This is a genomic window from Kineosporia succinea, from assembly GCF_030811555.1.
Lineage (GTDB): Bacteria > Actinomycetota > Actinomycetes > Actinomycetales > Kineosporiaceae > Kineosporia > Kineosporia succinea.
On record NZ_JAUSQZ010000001.1, the window covers coordinates 2,243,764 to 2,261,069 of the forward strand.

Sequence of the window (17,306 nt, forward strand, 5' to 3'; positions counted from 1 at the left end):
CTCTGCGAGAGAACCGATCTCATGAATGTCTCGCCCGGGCCGGGCCACGCCGGCCACCGGGCATCTCATCGACCGGCCTTTCGGCAGACGATGAGTCAAGATCCAAAGCCGCTCCGGTGCCGGAGTGTTCAGGCTCGGTCCCGCTTCGTGAATCCAGTTCAACAGAAGCCCGGGTTGACCGGAACGCTGTGAGCGACGCGAGATTCGCTACCAATCAACCTTTCCGGGGGTCTCCGACGAGACCCAGCGAGAGCGCGAAAGATGGCTTGCCACCGAGGAGATACGCACCGGCCGACTGCAGGATGCGATCCTGGGCGACCACGTGCTGGCACATCGTGCTGGTGTCGCGCAGCCAGCGGTCCATCGGCGACGGCTGATAGATGGACGACGTCTGCATCAGGTCGTACAGCCGGGTCACGATCGACCGGGCGGTCCGGAAGGCGTGCCGGCGAGAGAGCGGCAGGGCAGCCCGGTCGACGGGGTCGAGATCGTCGAGAGTCCCTCCGCCGGAGAGAACCTGGTGCTGGAGGCGGAGCGCGGCGTAGACCGCGTGCCGGGTCGCCGCGAAGTCCGCCTCGCACTCGGCGATCGTGACCTGCGTGCGGTAGTCGCCGACCATTCGCCCCTTGGCGACGATGCTCTCACGGGCGAAGTCGAGCGCGGCCCGGGCGACTCCGAGCGGGATGCCGGGCATGTTGCGCATGTGCACCTCGGGCTGCGCCAGCGGCCCCTCGCCGTTGCGCACGGTGTCGAAGGTGACGACGCGCCCCTCCGGCACGAAGACGTCGCTGATCACGTAGTCGCAGCTGCCGCTGCCGGCCAGCCCGGTGGTGTGCCAGGTGTCGACGACCTCGACGTCCGAGCGGGGGACGAAGAACAGCTTGGAGTCGTGCGCCCCGTTCTCGTCGAGCAGCGGTTCACCGTCCTGGAACAGGAACGCACCCGAGACCACCCAGTCGGCATGCGTGATCCCGCTGCCGAACTGCCAGCGCCCACTCAGCCGGTAGCCGTCAGGCTCCAGCTCGGCCCGGCCGGTCGGGAAAAGCAGCCCCGCCGTGACCATGTCGATGCTCGTGAACATGGCCTTGGCGACCGACTCATCGAGGAACTGGGCGTAGAGACCGGAGTCCGAACCGATCATCGCGCACCAGCCGACGGCAGCATCACCGTACGACAGCGCCTCGATCACCTCGGTCTGCTGCAGCGAGTTCAGCTCCGGACCACCCCAGCCCCTACTGAATCCCATTCTGAAAACACCCGTGGAGCGCAGCATTTCAACCACATCGCCCGGAAGCCGGCGATTCGCCTCGATCTCCGTCGCGCGTTCACGCACGATCGGGGCCAGCGCCCGGGCCCGTTCGAGAATCTCGGCGAACGGTGATGTCGGCTCCACCGGGCCGGACTGGATCTGTGACATGAGGAAGGTTCCCTTCGGCCGGATGTTTACTCCGATTGGAACCCACGATCGGATTGTCCAAAAGCCCTGTCCGGCCAAGACAATCAATGTTCTGCACAAACGCGAGAGGTGCCCCGGGAAAACCCGGGGCACCTCATGAGCCTCAGTCGCCGGAGGCGATTCAGTATCGCTTCAGATCTGCCTCAACGGGCGAAATAGCCGTTCAGGGTGCCGAAGTCGATACCCTCGGCCAGCTCGTCGTAGCTGCCCTTGCTGAGCAGCTCGATCGCCGAGCGCTGAGCCACGGCGTAGGCCGCCTGGGCCAGCGCGGTGCCGAGACTGACCCGGCGCACGCCGACCGCCCCGAACTCGGAGACCGTGGGCGCCCCCGGCCCGGCCATCACGTTGACCGGCAGCGACACCGCCTTGACGAGAGCGCTCAGCACGTCCAGGTCGACCAGGCCCGGCACGAAGAGGCTGTCCGCACCCGCCTCGGCGTACACCGCGGACCTGGCGACCACATCGTCCAGACGCCCTTCCGGCGCACCGATGCCGAACAGGAAAACGTCGGTGCGGACGTTGATCACGAGCTCCGGCAGGCCGGCGGCAACCGCCGCGGCGCGGGCGGCGGACAGCCGGGCAGCCTGCTGCGCCGGCTCGAACAGCGGGCCTCCCGGGGCCTTCGAGTCTTCGAGGTTGACGCCGACGGCACCCGCCTCGATCGCCCCTGTGACGGTCTTGGCCACGTCTTCGGGAGACTCGCCGTAGCCGCCCTCGACATCGGCGGTCACCGGCAGGTCGACGCTCGACGCGACCCGGCGGATCGCGTCGACGCTCTCGTCACGGGACAGGCCGTGCCCGTCGGTACGACCGAGCGACCAGGCCACGCCACCGCTGGTGGTGGCGATCGCCTTGGCCCCGGCCGCCGCGACCACGGCCGCGCTGCCGGCGTCCCAGGCGTTGGGCAGGACGAAGGTCCCGCTCTCGTGAAGGGACCGCAGGGTCTTCGCCTTGGCCTGCTGCGTGCTGGTCACCACGTGTGCTCCTTTTGTGTTGCGGCTCGGTGAAACTCGGCTCCGAGGGACCACCGGATGCTACCGGCCGGCCTTTGAAGCCGATCGAAAAGTTGCTTCTAAGTGCGGATCTCGAGTCGACGGCTCAGTCGTGCACCTTCTCGGCGGGCCGCTCGTCGAGCGGATCCCCGCCGGTCACGGCCACCGGCTCGGTCGGGCGCAGGTGGCGGACACTCAGCGAGAGGAGTGCAGCGCCGATGCTCAGGAAGCCGGCCACGTGCCAGACCGGCGCGTAGTGCCCCAGGCTGTCGCGGGCCAGCCCGGCCGCGGCGGCGGCGATCCCGGCCCCCAGCTGGTGGGAGGCGAAAACCCAGCCGAAGACGATGCCGGCCGACATACCGAAGTGCTCGCGGCACAGGGCCACGGTCGGCGGCACGGTGGCCAGGAAGTCCATGCCGTAGAAGACGACGAAGACCAGCATCGGCCCGCTGATCGACTGCCCGAACAGGCTGGGCAGCACCAGCAGCGAGACGCCCCGCAGCACGTAGAACGTGGCCAGCAGCAGACGCGGGTCGATGCGGTCGGTGAGCCAGCCCGAGAACACGGTGCCGAGCAGGTCGAACACCCCGATCAGGGAGAGCAGACCGGCCGCGGCCACACTGGGCATCCCGGCATCCATCGCCGAGGGGATGAAGTGGGTCTGGATCAGGCCGTTGGTGCTGGCCCCACAGATCGCGAAGGCCAGGGCCATCAGCCAGAAGGCGGGCTTGTGGGCCGCGTCGTACAGGGTGCGCACCGCGAGACGGGCCGCGCTGCGGGTCGGCTCGGGCCGGGGCTCGATCTCGTCCGCCCCGTACGGCGGGATCCCCAGGTCGGCCGGGTACTCGCGGAAGAAGAACAGGATGAGGGGCACCGTGGACAGTGCGACCAGCGAGACCACGGCGGCCGCCGACCGCCAGCCGCCGGTCGACTGGGCCAGCGCCGCCACCAGCGGCAGGAAGAGCAACGACCCGGTGGCACTGCTGGCCGACAGGATCCCGTCGACCAGGCCCTGACGCGTGCGGAACCAGCGGGTGGTGATGGTGGCGACGAAACCGAGCGAGATCGCCCCGGCCCCGAGCCCGACCATCACGCCCCAGAGCAGCACGAGCTGCCAGGCCGCCGTCATGAACAGGGTCAGGCCACTGCCGAGGGCGATCAGGGTCATCGCCCCGGCCGTGATCCGGCGCACCCCGAACCTCTCGGTCAACGCCGAGGCGAACGGTGCCGTGATCCCGTACAGCGCCATGTTCACCGACATGGCCAGGCCCATGGTGCCGTTCGACCAGCCGAACTCCTGCTTGAGCGGGTCGACCAGCGCCCCCGGAGTAGATCTGAAGGCGGCCGCCCCGAGCAGAGCCACGAAGCTGATGCCCGCAATCGCCCAAGGCCAGGCGCGCTTGTCCAGAGTCATGGCATCAGCGTGGTGGATCCGTCACTGTGCGGGTAGCCGAAGGCCAGCCAACCTATGAAAAAATCGGGCCATGCCCGTTCATCGCGTCGCAGTCCTGGCCCTCGACGACGTGACGGCATTCGATCTTGGCATGCCCACGCAGGTCTTTCACGCGGCATTCGTGCACCCGGACCGCCGCTTCTACCGGGTCGAGGTCTGCACCCCCGGCGGGCGCCCGGTGCGCAGCTCGGCCGGTTTCACGGTGGTGCCGGAACGCGATCTGAGTCTGCTCGGCGAGGTCGACACGGTGCTGGTCTCGGGCGTTCACTACAGCTCGCAGGTCATGATCGACGGCACGCTGGACGAGTCCGTGACCCAGGCCCTGCTCACGGCGTCCGCGCGGGGCGCGCGCATCATGTCGATCTGCACCGGCGCGTTCGTGCTGGCCGCGGCCGGGCTGCTGAACGGCCTGCGGGCCACCACCCACTGGGCGCACGAAGGCAGCTTCCGCCAGCTCTTCCCGCACGTCGAACTCGACCCCGACGTGCTCTTCGTCGACGACGAGCCGGTGCTCACGTCGGCCGGCGTCGGGGCCGGCGTCGACCTGTGTCTCCAGGTCATCCGCGACGACCACGGCAGCGAGATAGCGAACATGGCCGCCCGGCGCTGTGTGGTGCCGCCCTGGCGCCCGGGTGGCCAGTCGCAGTTCATCATCCGCCCGGTGCCGGACGAGACCGACACCTCCACGGCCGCCTCCCGGGCCTGGGCCCTGGAACATCTCGACCAGTCCCTCGACCTGCGCCAGCTGGCGGCGGAGGCGCGGATGAGCGTGCGCACCTTCACCCGCCGGTTCCGCGAGGAGACCGGCCTCAGCCCGGCCAAATGGATCACCCAGCAGCGGATCGACCGGGCCCGGCAGCTTCTGGAGACCACCGATCTCCCGATCGGCCAGGTCGCCCGGCACGCCGGATTCGGCACCGGCGCCGCGCTGCGGCAGCAGATGAGCGCGGCTCTGGGCATCGCCCCGTCGGCCTACCGCACCATGTTCCGCTCGGCCTGAACCGGGCAGTCCGACCCGACAATCGTTGGCGTGGAACCTGGTTCGGAGCAGGCAGGGCCTCTCGCGAGAGGATCGGGAACCAGAAGTGCGGAACGCGGCGTCGGGTCATCGGCCTGGTCCTCCCGTCGGTGGATACCGACGGGCACGAGAGACCCCGCCCTGGGAGGCTCGCAACCAAACCCCGCCCCCCTAGAGATCGGCTTACCCTCCTACGTCGGGGTTCTGGCTTGCCAATGACCAGGTGATCGGTAACTAGTTGCTAGCAGGTTGTCGTAGCCTCTGGTCATGAGCGACCCCGACGCCACGCCAGACGCGGCGTCGAGCGAGGTTCCGTACGAGGTGATCCACCTCGGCGGCCAGAGCGCCGTGGTCGTCCCGATGGCCGACTTCCTCCGCCTTCGCGCCCTCGAGCAGGCCGCCACCCAGGAAGCCCTGGAAGACGCCGAAGACCTTGCCGCCGTCCAGGATTGGAGGGCCCGCGAAGCAGCCGGCGCGTCGTCATCCGTGTCCGCCGCCGAAGCCCGCCGCCGCCTGGGCCTCGACCGGTGACCTTCGAGGTCACCTACGACGCACGAGCCCTCGACCAGGCCTCCGCCTTCCTGGCCGACGACCAAGAGGGCCTGAGCCAGGTCATGGACGCCATCGACGCGCTCATCGACGGTCCGCGGCCGGCCGACTCGTTCCCCTTCGGCTCGCCCGATCTCCGCCGCATCCGCATCGGCCGCTACCGCGTCGTCCACGAGATCAAGGGCGAGACGATCTCCGTCGGCCACATCGCCCGGACCCCGGCCAAGCCGTAGCCAAACGGCGACACGCATACGACACGACGAACGAGATCCGGCCGGTCCACGTGAGACCGAACGAGTCCCCGCAGTAGCAAAGCAGAACGGCCTCTGACCGGCGTCATACCTGGTCAGAGGCCATCTACCTGCGGAGGGCGAGGGATTCGAACCCCCGGAGGCTTTGACACCTCAGTGGTTTTCAAGACCACCGCCATCGGCCACTCGGCCAGCCCTCCTCGGCACCCGAAGGTGCCTGGACCAGTCTGGCACAACCGCCCGCCCGGCCACACAAACCGGGACTCAGGTCACGGCCGACACCACCCCGAACGCGGAAGCCTCCACCGGCCGGCCGAAGAACCAGCCCTGGGCCGCCGGGCACCCCGCCGACGCGAGCGCCGCCGCGTCCGCCTGGTCCTCCACGCCCTCGGCGACCACCGTCATGCCGAGCGCCCGGGCCAGCCACAGCACCGCCGCGATGATCGCGGCCTTGTCCTGGTCGTGCGCCAGGCCGGCCACGAACGAGCGGTCCAGCTTCACGATGTCGGCGGGCACACTCTGCAGCCAGGTGAGCGAGGAGTAGCCGGTGCCGAAGTCGTCGAGGGCCAGGCGCACACCCAGCGTCTTGATCGCGTCCAGCCGGTCCCGCAGGTCGATTCCCCGTTCCAGCATGGTGGTCTCGGTGATCTCGAGGACCAGCCGCGACGGGTCGGCCAGGCCCGCGCGGGTCAGCTCGGCGGTGAGCATCGGCACGAACCCGGGCTCGGCCAGCTGCCGGGGACTGACGTTGACCGAGATGTAGGGCACCGCGTCGCCCCAGGCCACCAGCTGGTTCAGCGACGTGCGCAGAACGTGCTCCCCCAGCGGCACGATCAGGCCGGTCTCCTCGGCCAGCGGGATGAACTCCCCGGGCGGCACCAGGTTCCCGTCCGCGGTCTTCAGCCGGGCCAGGGCCTCGGCCCCGGCCAGCCGCCGGTCGTGCAGCGACACGATGGGCTGGAACCAGACCGGCAGCCAGGCCTCCAGGTCGTCGTCCAGCGCCGCTCTCAGCGCTCGCTCGGCCACCGCCCGCGCGGACGTGGCCTCCCGCATCGTGTCGTCGAACAACTGCACCCGCGCCCGCCCCGACTGCTTGGCCGCGTACATCGCCATGTCCGCGTTCTCCAGCGCCCCCGTCGACGACGCCGCGGCCAGACTCAGCCCGATACTCGCCGTCACCGTGATGCGGCGGCCTCCCGGAATGACGAAGGGCTCCGAGAAGCAGCCCGCCACCGTCATCGCCAGGTCCTCGACCGTCCCGGGCGGCCCGACCACGGCCGCGGCGAACTCGTCACCACCCAGCCTCGCCAGTACCGCCGTGTCCGGGACGACCGCGCGCAACCTCGCCCCGATCGTCGTCAGGACCTCGTCACCGGCACTGTGCCCGTAGGAGTCGTTGACGTGCTTGAACTTGTCGACGTCGATGTAGATCACCGAGACGGCACCGCCGTACTCGGCCACCAGCGTCCCCAGGTCCGACTCGAAGGCTCCCCGCCCGAGCAGCCCGGTGAGCGCGTCCTCCCGCGCCTGCCGCCGCAGGACCTCCTGGTGCTGGTGCTTCTCGGTGACGTCGAGGTAGTGCGAGACGATCACCTGCAGCTTGCCCGCGGTGTCCCGCAGGGCACTGGCGTGCATCTCCACCCGCATCAGAGCGCCGTCCGAGTTCCGGAAGGTGCGCTCCTCGCGCAGCGCGTCGGTCTCCCCCTCGAGAATCCGCCGGTGCACCTGGCTCTCCCACCCGTCCACCGGCTGGATCGGCAGGTCGGACAGCTGCGAGCGCGGCGGCAGCGGTCCGGGCATGCCCGACCAGGACACGAACGCCGGGTTGACCCGCAGCACGAAACCGTCGGCCCCGAGCATCGTCATCGCGATCGGCGCCTCCTCGAAGGCCGCCGTGAACTGCGCCTCGGCCTGCGTCAGGTCCTCGAGAGCCCGGCGCTCCTCGACCTCGGTCAGCCGCCAGGCCGCGATCTGGGTCGCCGCCGCCAACAACACCGCCACGCTGTGCACCGCCGCCCAGACCCAGGCGTGGCGCACGTCGTGCTGGAACACCATGTGCGGCATCCACGTCCCCATCACGGCGTGATGCAGGAAGGTGGCCACCAGGAAGGTCAGGAACGGCACCCAGTCCCGGTACAGCGCGAGTGCACCGACCGCGACGAAGAACGAGAAGTGGGCCTCGGTCCGGCCGTCGTAGAGCATCACCAGTTCGGCACAGGCCGTGGTCAGGCCGACGGCAACGGCGGAGGAGGCCATGCGCTGGGACCGGATCTCCAGGGCGGCCCAGCTCATCGCGGCGATGAGCAGGGTGGACACCGCCCACTCCGGATCCAGCCGGTGCCGCAGCACGGCCACCAGCGCCAACCCCAGGCCACACCCCACCGTGAGCCAGGTGAGCAGGCGGTGCCGGTTCTGCCAGTCTTCGTGGCGCAGGCCGGTGCCGGCCGGCAGGACCGCACCGATACGCCGCGCGCCCCGGGCGAGAAGTCCTGGCATCTCAGTGTCGTCGGCGCGTAGCCACCGGGGCTGAGGTGGTCTCACTCGATTGCTCGAGGACGCGCCGGTCACCCCGGGTGCGGACGTTCAGTCCTCGTCGCGTCGCCAGAACCAGCGCCCCGGGCGGGGCAGCTCCACCGGCACCCGGCCCAGCGCGGCCGAGGCCAGCACGTCGGAGCACCGCGGGCAAAGAGGTGCCCCGTCGTCGTGACGGGGCAGGGTGTCGCGTGAACAGCCGACGCAGCGGATCGGGCGCACCCCCTTGCCGGGGTGCAGGGCGGTGCCGGGCGTGGGCGCCGCCCCGGGCATGACCGTTTGCGGGTTGTCGCTCGCGAACATCTGAGTCATGACAGTCGTCTCCGTCACCCGTCCCCTGAGTACCCGTGCCGGAGGGTGGCGCGGGTCAACGAACCAATGCGCTCAGTAATCGTATCGCTACGATATGCGATGCCGATACCTCACGCACCGGAGTGTGTGCTGTATCGGCAGACCGCCCGAACGGCTTGACCCTCTAGATCAACCGGCTCGCCGAGGTGGGTTGTTCGGTGGACTTGGTCCCGAAGGACGTTCTAGATCCAGATCGCGGGGTCTTCGGCCCAATGGTCGTGCATGTCGGTCTGGGGCATCTTGATCACGCCCGGCACCCCCACGACCACGGCGTTGTCGGGCACGTCGCGCACGACCACCGCGTTCGCCCCGACCTGCGCGTTACGGCCGATCGTGATCGGCCCGAGCACCCGCGCCCCGGCTCCCACGACCACGCCGTCGAGCAGGGTGGGATGCCGCTTCACCGGCTCCAGACTGCGCCCGCCCAGGGTGACGTCCTGGTAGAGCATCACGTCGTCACCGATCTCGGCGGTCTCCCCGATCACCACACCGGTGGCGTGGTCGATGAAGAAGCGCCGCCCGATGGTGGCACCGGGGTGGATCTCCACCCCGGTGACCATCCGGGTCCACAGCGAGATCAGTCTCGCCGGCACCCGCCATCCGCGTCGCCACATCCTGTGCGTCAGCCGGTGGGCCCAGATCGCCTGCAGCCCGGGGTATCCCAGGATCAGCTCGGCACTGCTGTTCACCGCGGGGTCGCGGAGCTTCGCGGCGGCGAGATCCTCGCGCAGCACGGCCAGCCAGGTCATTCGTTCACCGGTAACGGTTTTCAGGATGTCAGGCAACGCACTCAGTCCAGGAGGTCCTTGAAGAGGATGGTGGAGAGGTACCGCTCACCGAACGACGGGATGATCACGACGACGATCTTCCCGGCGAACTCGGGGCGCTGGGCGACCTCGTTGGCGGCCCAGAGGGCGGCCCCCGACGAGATGCCGACGAGCAGGCCCTCTTCCTTGGCGGCGCGGCGCGCCCACTCCACGGCGTCGTCGACCTCGGCGTCGAACACCTCGTCGTAGACGTCGGTGTCGAGGATCTCCGGGACGAAGTTGGCGCCGATGCCCTGGATCGGGTGCGGGCCGGGCGCGCCACCGTTGAGGATCGGCGACGCCTTCGGCTCGACCGCGAAGATCTTGATGTCCGGGTTCTTCTCCTTCAGCACCTGGCCGACACCGGTGATGGTGCCGCCCGTGCCGATGCCCGCGACGACCGCGGCGACCTGGCCGTCGGTGTCGGCCCAGATCTCCTCGGCCGTGGTGGTGCGGTGGATGGCCGGGTTCGCCTCGTTGGCGAACTGCTTGACCTGCACGGCGCCCTGCTGCTCGCCGATCTCCTCGGCCTTGGCGACGGCACCCTTCATGCCCTCACTGCCCGGCGTGAGCACGAGCTCGGCGCCGTAGGCGCGCAGCAGCGCGCGGCGCTCCTTGCTCATCGTCTCGGGCATGGTCAGGATCACCTTGTAGCCGCGGGCCGCACCCACGAACGCCAGGGCGATACCGGTGTTGCCGCTGGTCGCCTCGACGATGGTGCCGCCCGGCTTGAGCTGGCCGGAGGCCTCGGCGGCGTCGATCATCGCCACGCCGATGCGGTCCTTGACGCTGTTGGCCGGGTTGTAGAACTCGAGCTTGGCGGCCACGGTGGCCCCGGCGCCTTCGGTGAGGCGGTTGATGCGGACGAGCGGAGTCCGCCCGACGAGCTGGGTCGCGTCGTCATAGATCGGCATTGCTGCAGGTCACCCCTCTGAGAGCATTCCTTGGCGATACGGTCGAGAAACAGATTGTTCACGTACGGGTACGGGTTCGACAACCCTTGGTGTCAGCTGACTGGTGGTCAGCCCGCGAGGAACGAGAAGCGAACCTTGCGCACCGGGTTGTCGCCGTTGCTGTCGATGAGCACGACGCTCTGCCAGGTGCCGAGCGTGAGCTCACCGGACAGCACCGGGATGCTGACCGAGGGAGAGATCCAGGCCGGCAGCACGTGGTCGCGGCCGTGACCGAGACTCCCGTGCCGGTGCCGGTAGATGTCTTCCTCGGGCAGCAGCCGGTCGATGGAGGCGGCCAGGTCCGGCTCACTGCCGGCCCCGGTCTCCATCAGCGCCACACCCGCGGTCGCGTGCGGGACGAACACGTTGACCAGCCCGTCTCCCCGTCCGGCGCAGAATCGCGCCAGCTCTCCGGTCAGATCGGTCACCAGCCGATCGCCGGAGCGGACCGTGATCTCGGTGCTCTCCATAAGGTGAACCCTAAGCCTGACTTGCATGCCCCCCAAGTGGGGCCTTCATGTGATCTACACGTGAAGCCAGACCGTGGTCTCGCCGGGGAGTGTCTCACCGTCCAGCGGCTGACTCGCGACCAGCACCTGACCTGCGGGAAGAGGCACCGGGGCGGTGCCGAAGTTGGTCACGACCTCCCAGCCGCCGGGCCGCCTCAGATGAAGGACGTCGTGGTCGCCTCCGGGGGCGTCCACCCATTCGAGGGTCTCGGCTCCCTGGTGTTCGCGGCGCAGCCGCAGGGCCGTGCGGTAGAGGTTGAGCACCGAGTCCGGGTCGGCATCTTCTGCCTCGACCGAGAACTCGCCGAACCAGTCCGGCTGGGGAAGGTGAGCACCGCCCCGGCCGAACCCGAACGACGAGCCTCCCGACGCGTCCCTCGTTCGACTCCACGGCAGCGGCACCCGGCAGCCGTCGCGCCCCTTGAGCGTGTGCCCGGTGCGCAGCCAGATCGGGTCGGCCAGCTGGTCACGAGGGATGTCGGGCACCTCGCGCAGGCCCAGCTCCTCGCCCTGGTAGAGGTACATCGAGCCGGGAAGGGCCAGGAGCAGAAGGGTGGACGCGGTGGCCCGCCGCAGACCGGCCTCGTCGTCGACCACGGGCTCGGCGCCGTCGGCGAGCAGCCACCGGTCCAGCCCTTCGGTGCCGATGCCCTGGGGGAGCCCGTAACGGCTGCGGTGACGCACCACGTCGTGGTTGGAGAGCACCCAGGTGGACGACGCCCCGCTGCCCTCGGACAGCGCCAGGTTCTCGGCGATGGTCTTGCGGAAGCCGGCCGCGTCCCAGTCCTGCCGCAGCAGGTCGAAGTTGAACGCCTGGCCGAGCTCGGTCGGGCGGGCGTAGAGGGCGCGCCGCGGAGCGGGCACCCAGGCCTCGGCCACCGCGGCGCGGGGCGGGTCGTACTCGTTGAAGACCTCGCGCCACTCCGCGAAGATCGTGTGCACCTCGTCGCGGTCGAACAGCGGCGAGCTGCCGTCGATCGGCAGTTCGAGCTGGGGGATGGACGGCATGCTGCGCAGCGGCTCGGACAGGTCTTTCGCCAGCCCGTGAGCCACGTCGACCCGGAAGCCGTCGACCCCGCGGTCGCTCCAGAAGCGCAGCGTGGTGCGGAAGTCCTCGCGCACCTCCGGGTTGCTCCAGTCGAAGTCGGGCTGCTCGGGCGCGAACAGGTGCAGGTACCACTGACCGTCGGGCACCCGCGTCCAGGCGCTGCCCCCGAAATGTGACACCCAGTCGGACGGCGGCTCGGCGCCGTCCGGGCCGAGCCCGTCGCGGAAGACGTAACGCGCCCGCGCCTTCGAGCCCTTCTCGGAGGCCAGCGCCTCCTGGAACCAGACGTGCCGGTCGGAGGAGTGGTTGGGCACGATGTCGACGATCAGGCGGATGCCGGCCGCGTGGAGCTTCTCGCTCATCTCGTCGAAGTCGGCCAGCGTGCCGAGTTTCGGGTCGACGTCGCGGTAGTCGTCGACGTCGTACCCCCCGTCGGCCAGCGCCGAGGGGTAGAACGGGCTCAGCCACACCGCGTCGACGCCGAGGGCCTGCAGGTAGGGGATCTTCGCGGTGACGCCGGCGATGTTGCCGATGCCGTCACCGTCGTTGTCGGCGAAGCTGCGCGGATAGATCTGGTAGACGACGGCCTGACGCCACCAGTCGGCGTCGGGGTGGGGGGTGCGCGCGGTGTCAGCCAAGAGGGTTGATCCATTCTCGCCGTACGGTTTCCGAACAGGATCACCCTCGCACGCCCCTGCCGGGAACGCAGGGGCACACGAGGGTGATCTCGGCCCTCAGCCCTTCACGCCACCGGCCGTGAGACCGCTGACGATGCGGCGCTGGAAGATCAGCACCACGATGACCAGCGGGACGGTGACGATGACACCGGCCGCCATCGTCTGCGTGTAGGGCACGATGTGCGGCCCGGCGGTGAAGTTCACGATCGCCACGGTGGACGGTGCCACCGCGGAGTCGCCCTTCGAGAGCACGCTGGACAGCAGGTACTCGTTCCACGAGGCCAGGAACACCAGGATCGCCACGGTGAACATGGCCGGCGCGGCGAGCGGGATGATCACCTTGCGGAAGGCCTGCAACGGGGTGCAGCCGTCGACCTTGGCGGCCTCCTCGAGCTCCCACGGCATGTCCGCGAAGAAGCTGGTCAGCGTGTACACCGCCAGCGGCAGGGCGAACGAGACCTGGGGCAGGATCAGGCCGTGGAAGGTGCCGAGCCAGCCGAAGTCGCTGAACAGCTGGAAGATCGGCGTCAGGATGGCGACACCGGGGAACATCGAGGCCCCCAGGATCAGCGCCAGCACGATCGACTTGCCCCGGAACACCAGGCGGGACAGGGCGTATCCGGCGAACACCGCGATCAGCATCGAGAGCACCGTGACCGAGACGCTGATGATCAGGCTGTTCAGCAGCGACCGGCCGAAGGCGTTGAACTGGGTGTCGAAGGCGTAGCGGAAGTTCTCCAGGGTCACGTGCGTGAACCAGGGCGTGTTGTCGAAGGTGTTGGCGTTGTCACGGAAGGCCAGCACGGCCATCCAGTAGAACGGCGCCAGGCACCAGAACACGATGACGGTGATCGCCGCGTAGTTCCCGACCCGGCCCCAGTCGAACCCGGGCTTGTAGGCGGCAATCTGACGGGGTGCGTCGGCGGTGTCGACGGTCGCGGCGGTCATCGTGAGCCCCTCTCGACGATGTTGGCGTTGAAGAGGCGTACCAGCAGCAGGGCTATCGCGAAGATCAGCACGAACGTGATCGTTGACAGGGCCGCCGCCGAATTGAGTTTACTGGCGAGCTCTTTGACCACCAGGATGGAGATGGTCTGGGTACCGTTCGACCCCTGGGTCAGCACCCACGGCAGGTCGTACATCCGCAGCACGTCGAGCGCCCGGAAGATGACCGCCACGGCCAGAGCGGGTTTCACCAGCGGCAGGGTGATGCGCCAGAACCGCTGCCACCCGTTCGCCCCGTCGACCTTGGCCGACTCGTAGATCTCGTTGCTGATGCCCTGCAGCCCGGCCAGGATCAGCAGCGCGATGAACGGGGTGGTCTTCCAGACGTCGGCGATGACGATGGCCATCCGGGCCGGGCCCGACTCCGACGTCCACGCGAAACTCGTTCCCAGCACGTTGTTCAGCACACCCTGGGGGTCGAAGATGACCACCCACAGCTTGGCGATGACGGCGGTCGGCACGGCCCACGGGATGAGCACCGCCACCCGCACCAGCGCCCGGCCGCGGAACGCCCGGTGCATCATCAGCGCGAACCACATGCCGATGACGACCTCGATGATCACCGTCACCACGGTGAACCCGAGGGTGACCCAGACCGAGTCCCAGAACTGCGAACCCAGGTTGCCGGACGGGCAGCTCTCGGTGCCGCCGCCCACCGCGTTGCACTGCTGCAGGATCCAGTGCGAGTAGTTCTTGACCCCGTTCCACTCGTTGCCCTCGTTGAAGAGGCCGGTGGCGTCGTCGAGTCCGGGGTCGGTGAGGAACGACTGGTAGACCGCGTTGAGGATGGGGTAGCCGACGATCAGCGCCAGCATCACCATCGTGGGGCCGAGCAGGATCAGGGCCAGACGCCCGTCACCCGAGTGGAGACCGCCCCGGCTGCCGCGCCTGCGTTTCCGGCCACTTCCTCGGGCCGCGTTCTCCGCGATCGGTTCGGAGACAATGCTCATTAGCTGCTCCTGGCTGCTTGTTCCAAGGGCTTACGCGCACCGGCCGCGCCCGGAGGACGGCGACGGCCGGCGTCGACCGCAACTGCAGGCAGGCGCCACGAGCCCCGATTCGTGGCGCCTGCCCGTCGACGCAGGAGCGGTACTGATCCGCTCTGCGACCGGGGGCTCAGCCGCCCGCAGCCGCCGAGTTGATCGAAGCAGCCATGTCCTTCAGCGCGTCCGCCGTGCTCGACTTACCCTGCAGGGCGGCGTAGGCGTTGGTCTGGATCGCCTGCGTCACCGCCGGGTAGAAGGGCGTGACCGGGCGGGGGACCGCGGTCTCGATGCTCTTCTTCAGGGTGGCCAGGTAGGCGAACTCCTTGTTCAGGTCGGCATCGTCGTAGAGCGAGGCGATGACCGGGGCCTTGGATCCCTTGACCAGCTGGTTCTTCTGAATGTCCTCGGACTGCAGGAACTTCAGGAAGTCCAGGGCGCTGGCCTGGTTCTTGGAGTAGGTGCTGATGGCGGCGCTGTGACCGCCCAGGCTGGAGGCGCCACTGCCGTTCGGGCCGGGCAGCGGGGCCACGCCGAACTTGCCCTTGACCTTCGAGTCCCCGTTGAGCTGCGCGTAGGCGTAGGGCCAGTTGCGCAGGAACATCAGATCGCCGGCGGCGAAGGCGTTCAGGCTCTCGGTCTCCTTGAAGCCGAGGGCCTCCTTGGGGATGTACCCCTCCTTGAAACCGTTGACCAGGAAGTCGAGACCGGCTGTGGCCTGGGCACTGTCGACGGTCGCGCTCTTGCCGTCGTCGCTGACGATGGTGCCACCGGCGGCGTTGATGGCCTCCGACGCATTCACCGTTAGCCCCTCGTAGGAGGCGAGCTGACCGGCGTAGCAGCCCGGCTTCGAGCCGGTGATGGTGCCGCTGGTGGTCTTGCCGTCGCAGTCGGAGATGAGCTCCTCCCACGTCGTGGGCGCTTCTTTCACGAGGTCCGTGCGGTAGTAGAGCAGACCACCGTCGGAGTCGTAGGGCGCGGCGAACTGAGTGCCGTTGTAGGTCGCGGCGGTGACCGTCGCGGGCAGCAGTTCGCCCTGGTCGAGCGCGAGATCGCCCTTGAGCGGGACGATCCAGCCCTTGGCCGCGAACTCGGCCGTCCAGACCACGTCGACCGTGACCACGTCGTAGTCCGGGTCCTTGGCCTGGAAGTGCTGCTGCAGGTCGGAGAGCTGCTGGTCAGCGGCGTCCGACTGCTGCCTGATGGTGACCTTCTCGTCGGGGTGGGCCTTGTTCCACTCCTCGGCGATGTACGGCATGATGCCGCTCAGATCTTTTCCGGTGACGAACGTGAACGGGCCTCGGCCCTCGTTCGTACCGCCCCCGGAGCCCTCGCTACTGCCGCCCCCACACGCCGACAGTGCCAGGACCGTGCCCAGAATACTTGCTACGGCCGCGGCGCCTTTGCCTCGCATGACCTGTGTCCTTTCCGTTGGGACCAGACCTGTCGATTCGTTTCGACTATTTCAGGGAAGTTAAGACCTCCCCGATCACCTGTCAACGCCGATCAACCCTCTTCGGTGCACCTGATCTGCATGAACACTCAGGTAACTTCGAGTGATCGACGCCGGTGCCGACGATTCAGGTGAGAGTTTCACCGGGAGTGTGATCGGCATTCAGTACGGGTGCACATGAGCCCCGAAGATTCAGTTCCCCCCTGAAGAGCAGTTGCCTCGCCGGAGCCATGTCCCCGTCAAGGCGGCGCAGCAGCAGGTCCACCGCACCGCGCCCGATCTCCACCGCGGACGCCCCGACCGTCGTCAGGGGCGGCGTGGTGAGCTCGGCGACGTGCCCCGGCATGTCGATCGACATCATGGACAGATCCTCGGGAATCCGCCTCCCCAGATCCTTTGCCGCGCGCATGATTCCCGGAACGGCATGCTCATTGAAAACAATGATCACCGTGGTTTCCGGAGCTTTCGCCATCAGGCGGGTGAAGGCCTCGCGCCCGCCGTCGGCCGATCTTTCGGCCGGAACAGAAACAAATTCCGATCCGGTCGAAGTGGCGGCCCGCTGGATCGCGTTCTCCACCCGGCTCCCGTCAGCCGCCCCATCCGTTCCCACCCAACCGCTCACCGCCCCAATGGTTTCCGGAGCACCCGTTTCCTCCTCACGGATTTCCGGCCTGCCGCCATCTGGCCCACCGGTTTCCGGCCCGCCCACAAAAGCCATTCGCCGGTGTCCCATTCCCACCAGGTGATGCACGGCGAGACCGGCGATCTGGCCGAAGTCCGAATCGATGAAGTCGAGCCCCTCGGGGTCGGCGTTGTGGCCGATCATCGCGAACGGGACCCCCGCGTCCACCAGCACCTGGATCCGGGGGTCGTGCGGCTGCACCTCCATCAGCAGGGCACCGTCGACCAGGCCCTGCCCGGCGAACTGGGCGAGGTCGTCGACGGCCTCGACGTCGTGGGTCCAGAGCATCAGGTGGTAGCCGCGACGGCGGGCCTGGTCGGAGGCGCCGAGAACGTACTCCAGGGCGCTGCGCTGCGAGGTCTCCGGCCGGGCGGGGAAGAGCAGGGCGATGATGCGGCTGCGCTTGCTCTTCAGGCCGCGGGCGAAGGCGTTGGGCGTGTAGCCGAGGTCGGTCATCGCCTGCTCGATGCGCCGGCGCGTGGAGAGCGAGATCGGCCGGGTGCCGGACAGCGCGTAGGACACGGTGCTCACCGACACCCCGGCCAGACGGGCGACATCCGCCATCGTTGCCACAGCGCACCTCATCCG

At 68.7% G+C, this 17,306-nt stretch carries 16 protein-coding genes and 1 tRNA gene; 3 read left to right on the top strand and 14 right to left on the bottom strand.

Features of this window, described 5'->3' with window-relative positions; translation table 11 throughout:
• Window positions 1-214 precede the first annotated feature (214 nt).
• From J2S57_RS09895 to J2S57_RS09905, 3 genes are all read right to left on the bottom strand, one after another.
• Complete coding sequence (locus J2S57_RS09895) at window positions 215-1,417, bottom strand: acyl-CoA dehydrogenase family protein (protein WP_307240810.1); 1,203 nt, start codon at window positions 1,415-1,417, stop codon at window positions 215-217.
• A gap of 182 nt (window positions 1,418-1,599) precedes the next feature.
• Window positions 1,600-2,430, bottom strand: a complete 831-nt coding sequence (locus J2S57_RS09900) for an isocitrate lyase/PEP mutase family protein (protein ID WP_307240812.1) — start codon at window positions 2,428-2,430, stop codon at window positions 1,600-1,602.
• Window positions 2,431-2,554: 124 nt separating this feature from the next.
• Complete coding sequence (locus tag J2S57_RS09905) at window positions 2,555-3,862, bottom strand: MFS transporter (protein ID WP_307240815.1); 1,308 nt, start codon at window positions 3,860-3,862, stop codon at window positions 2,555-2,557.
• Between the two features lie 70 nt (window positions 3,863-3,932).
• On the opposite strand from J2S57_RS09905, the gene J2S57_RS09910 reads away from it, so the two are divergent.
• From J2S57_RS09910 to J2S57_RS09920, 3 genes are all read left to right on the top strand, one after another.
• Window positions 3,933-4,901 carry a GlxA family transcriptional regulator gene (locus J2S57_RS09910; protein WP_307240817.1) on the top strand — a complete coding sequence of 323 codons (969 nt, stop codon included), beginning with the start codon at window positions 3,933-3,935 and terminating at the stop codon, window positions 4,899-4,901.
• 285 nt (window positions 4,902-5,186) lie between these two features.
• Window positions 5,187-5,450 (top strand): hypothetical protein, encoded by a 264-nt coding sequence (locus tag J2S57_RS09915; RefSeq protein ID WP_307240819.1) that lies wholly within the window; start codon window positions 5,187-5,189, stop codon window positions 5,448-5,450.
• Window positions 5,447-5,701 carry a type II toxin-antitoxin system RelE family toxin gene (locus tag J2S57_RS09920; protein WP_307240821.1) on the top strand — a complete coding sequence of 85 codons (255 nt, stop codon included), beginning with the start codon at window positions 5,447-5,449 and terminating at the stop codon, window positions 5,699-5,701. The genes J2S57_RS09915 and J2S57_RS09920 overlap by 4 nt, the downstream gene beginning before the upstream one ends.
• Window positions 5,702-5,832: 131 nt before the next feature.
• Here J2S57_RS09920 and J2S57_RS09925 read toward each other — a convergent pair.
• The 11 genes from J2S57_RS09925 to J2S57_RS09975 all read right to left on the bottom strand — a co-directional run bounded on the left by J2S57_RS09925 (window position 5,833) and on the right by J2S57_RS09975 (window position 17,282).
• Window positions 5,833-5,919, bottom strand: a tRNA-Ser gene (locus J2S57_RS09925).
• A gap of 64 nt (window positions 5,920-5,983) precedes the next feature.
• Window positions 5,984-8,215: a putative bifunctional diguanylate cyclase/phosphodiesterase gene (locus J2S57_RS09930; RefSeq protein WP_307240822.1), complete on the bottom strand. Its 2,232-nt coding sequence runs from the start codon at window positions 8,213-8,215 to the stop codon at window positions 5,984-5,986.
• 87 nt (window positions 8,216-8,302) lie between these two features.
• The gene (locus J2S57_RS09935; RefSeq protein WP_307240824.1) at window positions 8,303-8,563 is read right to left on the bottom strand and encodes a hypothetical protein; all 261 of its coding nucleotides are present in this window, start codon (window positions 8,561-8,563) and stop codon (window positions 8,303-8,305) included.
• Window positions 8,564-8,784: 221 nt separating this feature from the next.
• On the bottom strand, window positions 8,785-9,351 hold the full coding sequence (gene cysE, locus J2S57_RS09940; protein ID WP_370882453.1) for a serine O-acetyltransferase: 567 nt from the start codon (window positions 9,349-9,351) through the stop codon (window positions 8,785-8,787).
• 41 nt (window positions 9,352-9,392) lie between these two features.
• The gene (gene cysK, locus J2S57_RS09945) at window positions 9,393-10,322 is read right to left on the bottom strand and encodes a cysteine synthase A (RefSeq protein WP_307240827.1); all 930 of its coding nucleotides are present in this window, start codon (window positions 10,320-10,322) and stop codon (window positions 9,393-9,395) included.
• Window positions 10,323-10,429: 107 nt separating this feature from the next.
• Window positions 10,430-10,831 carry a YjbQ family protein gene (locus J2S57_RS09950; RefSeq protein ID WP_307240829.1) on the bottom strand — a complete coding sequence of 134 codons (402 nt, stop codon included), beginning with the start codon at window positions 10,829-10,831 and terminating at the stop codon, window positions 10,430-10,432.
• 54 nt (window positions 10,832-10,885) lie between these two features.
• Window positions 10,886-12,556, bottom strand: a complete 1,671-nt coding sequence (locus tag J2S57_RS09955; RefSeq protein ID WP_307240831.1) for a glycoside hydrolase family 13 protein — start codon at window positions 12,554-12,556, stop codon at window positions 10,886-10,888.
• A 96-nt stretch (window positions 12,557-12,652) separates the two neighbouring features.
• Window positions 12,653-13,543 (bottom strand): carbohydrate ABC transporter permease, encoded by an 891-nt coding sequence (locus J2S57_RS09960; protein ID WP_307240833.1) that lies wholly within the window; start codon window positions 13,541-13,543, stop codon window positions 12,653-12,655.
• Window positions 13,540-14,550 carry a carbohydrate ABC transporter permease gene (locus J2S57_RS09965; RefSeq protein ID WP_307240835.1) on the bottom strand — a complete coding sequence of 337 codons (1,011 nt, stop codon included), beginning with the start codon at window positions 14,548-14,550 and terminating at the stop codon, window positions 13,540-13,542. Before J2S57_RS09965 ends, J2S57_RS09960 begins: the two co-directional genes overlap by 4 nt.
• Window positions 14,551-14,716: 166 nt before the next feature.
• Window positions 14,717-15,997 (bottom strand): ABC transporter substrate-binding protein, encoded by a 1,281-nt coding sequence (locus J2S57_RS09970; RefSeq protein WP_307240837.1) that lies wholly within the window; start codon window positions 15,995-15,997, stop codon window positions 14,717-14,719.
• A 166-nt stretch (window positions 15,998-16,163) separates the two neighbouring features.
• The gene (locus J2S57_RS09975; RefSeq protein WP_307251017.1) at window positions 16,164-17,282 is read right to left on the bottom strand and encodes a LacI family DNA-binding transcriptional regulator; all 1,119 of its coding nucleotides are present in this window, start codon (window positions 17,280-17,282) and stop codon (window positions 16,164-16,166) included.
• Between the last annotated feature and the right edge of the window lie 24 nt (window positions 17,283-17,306).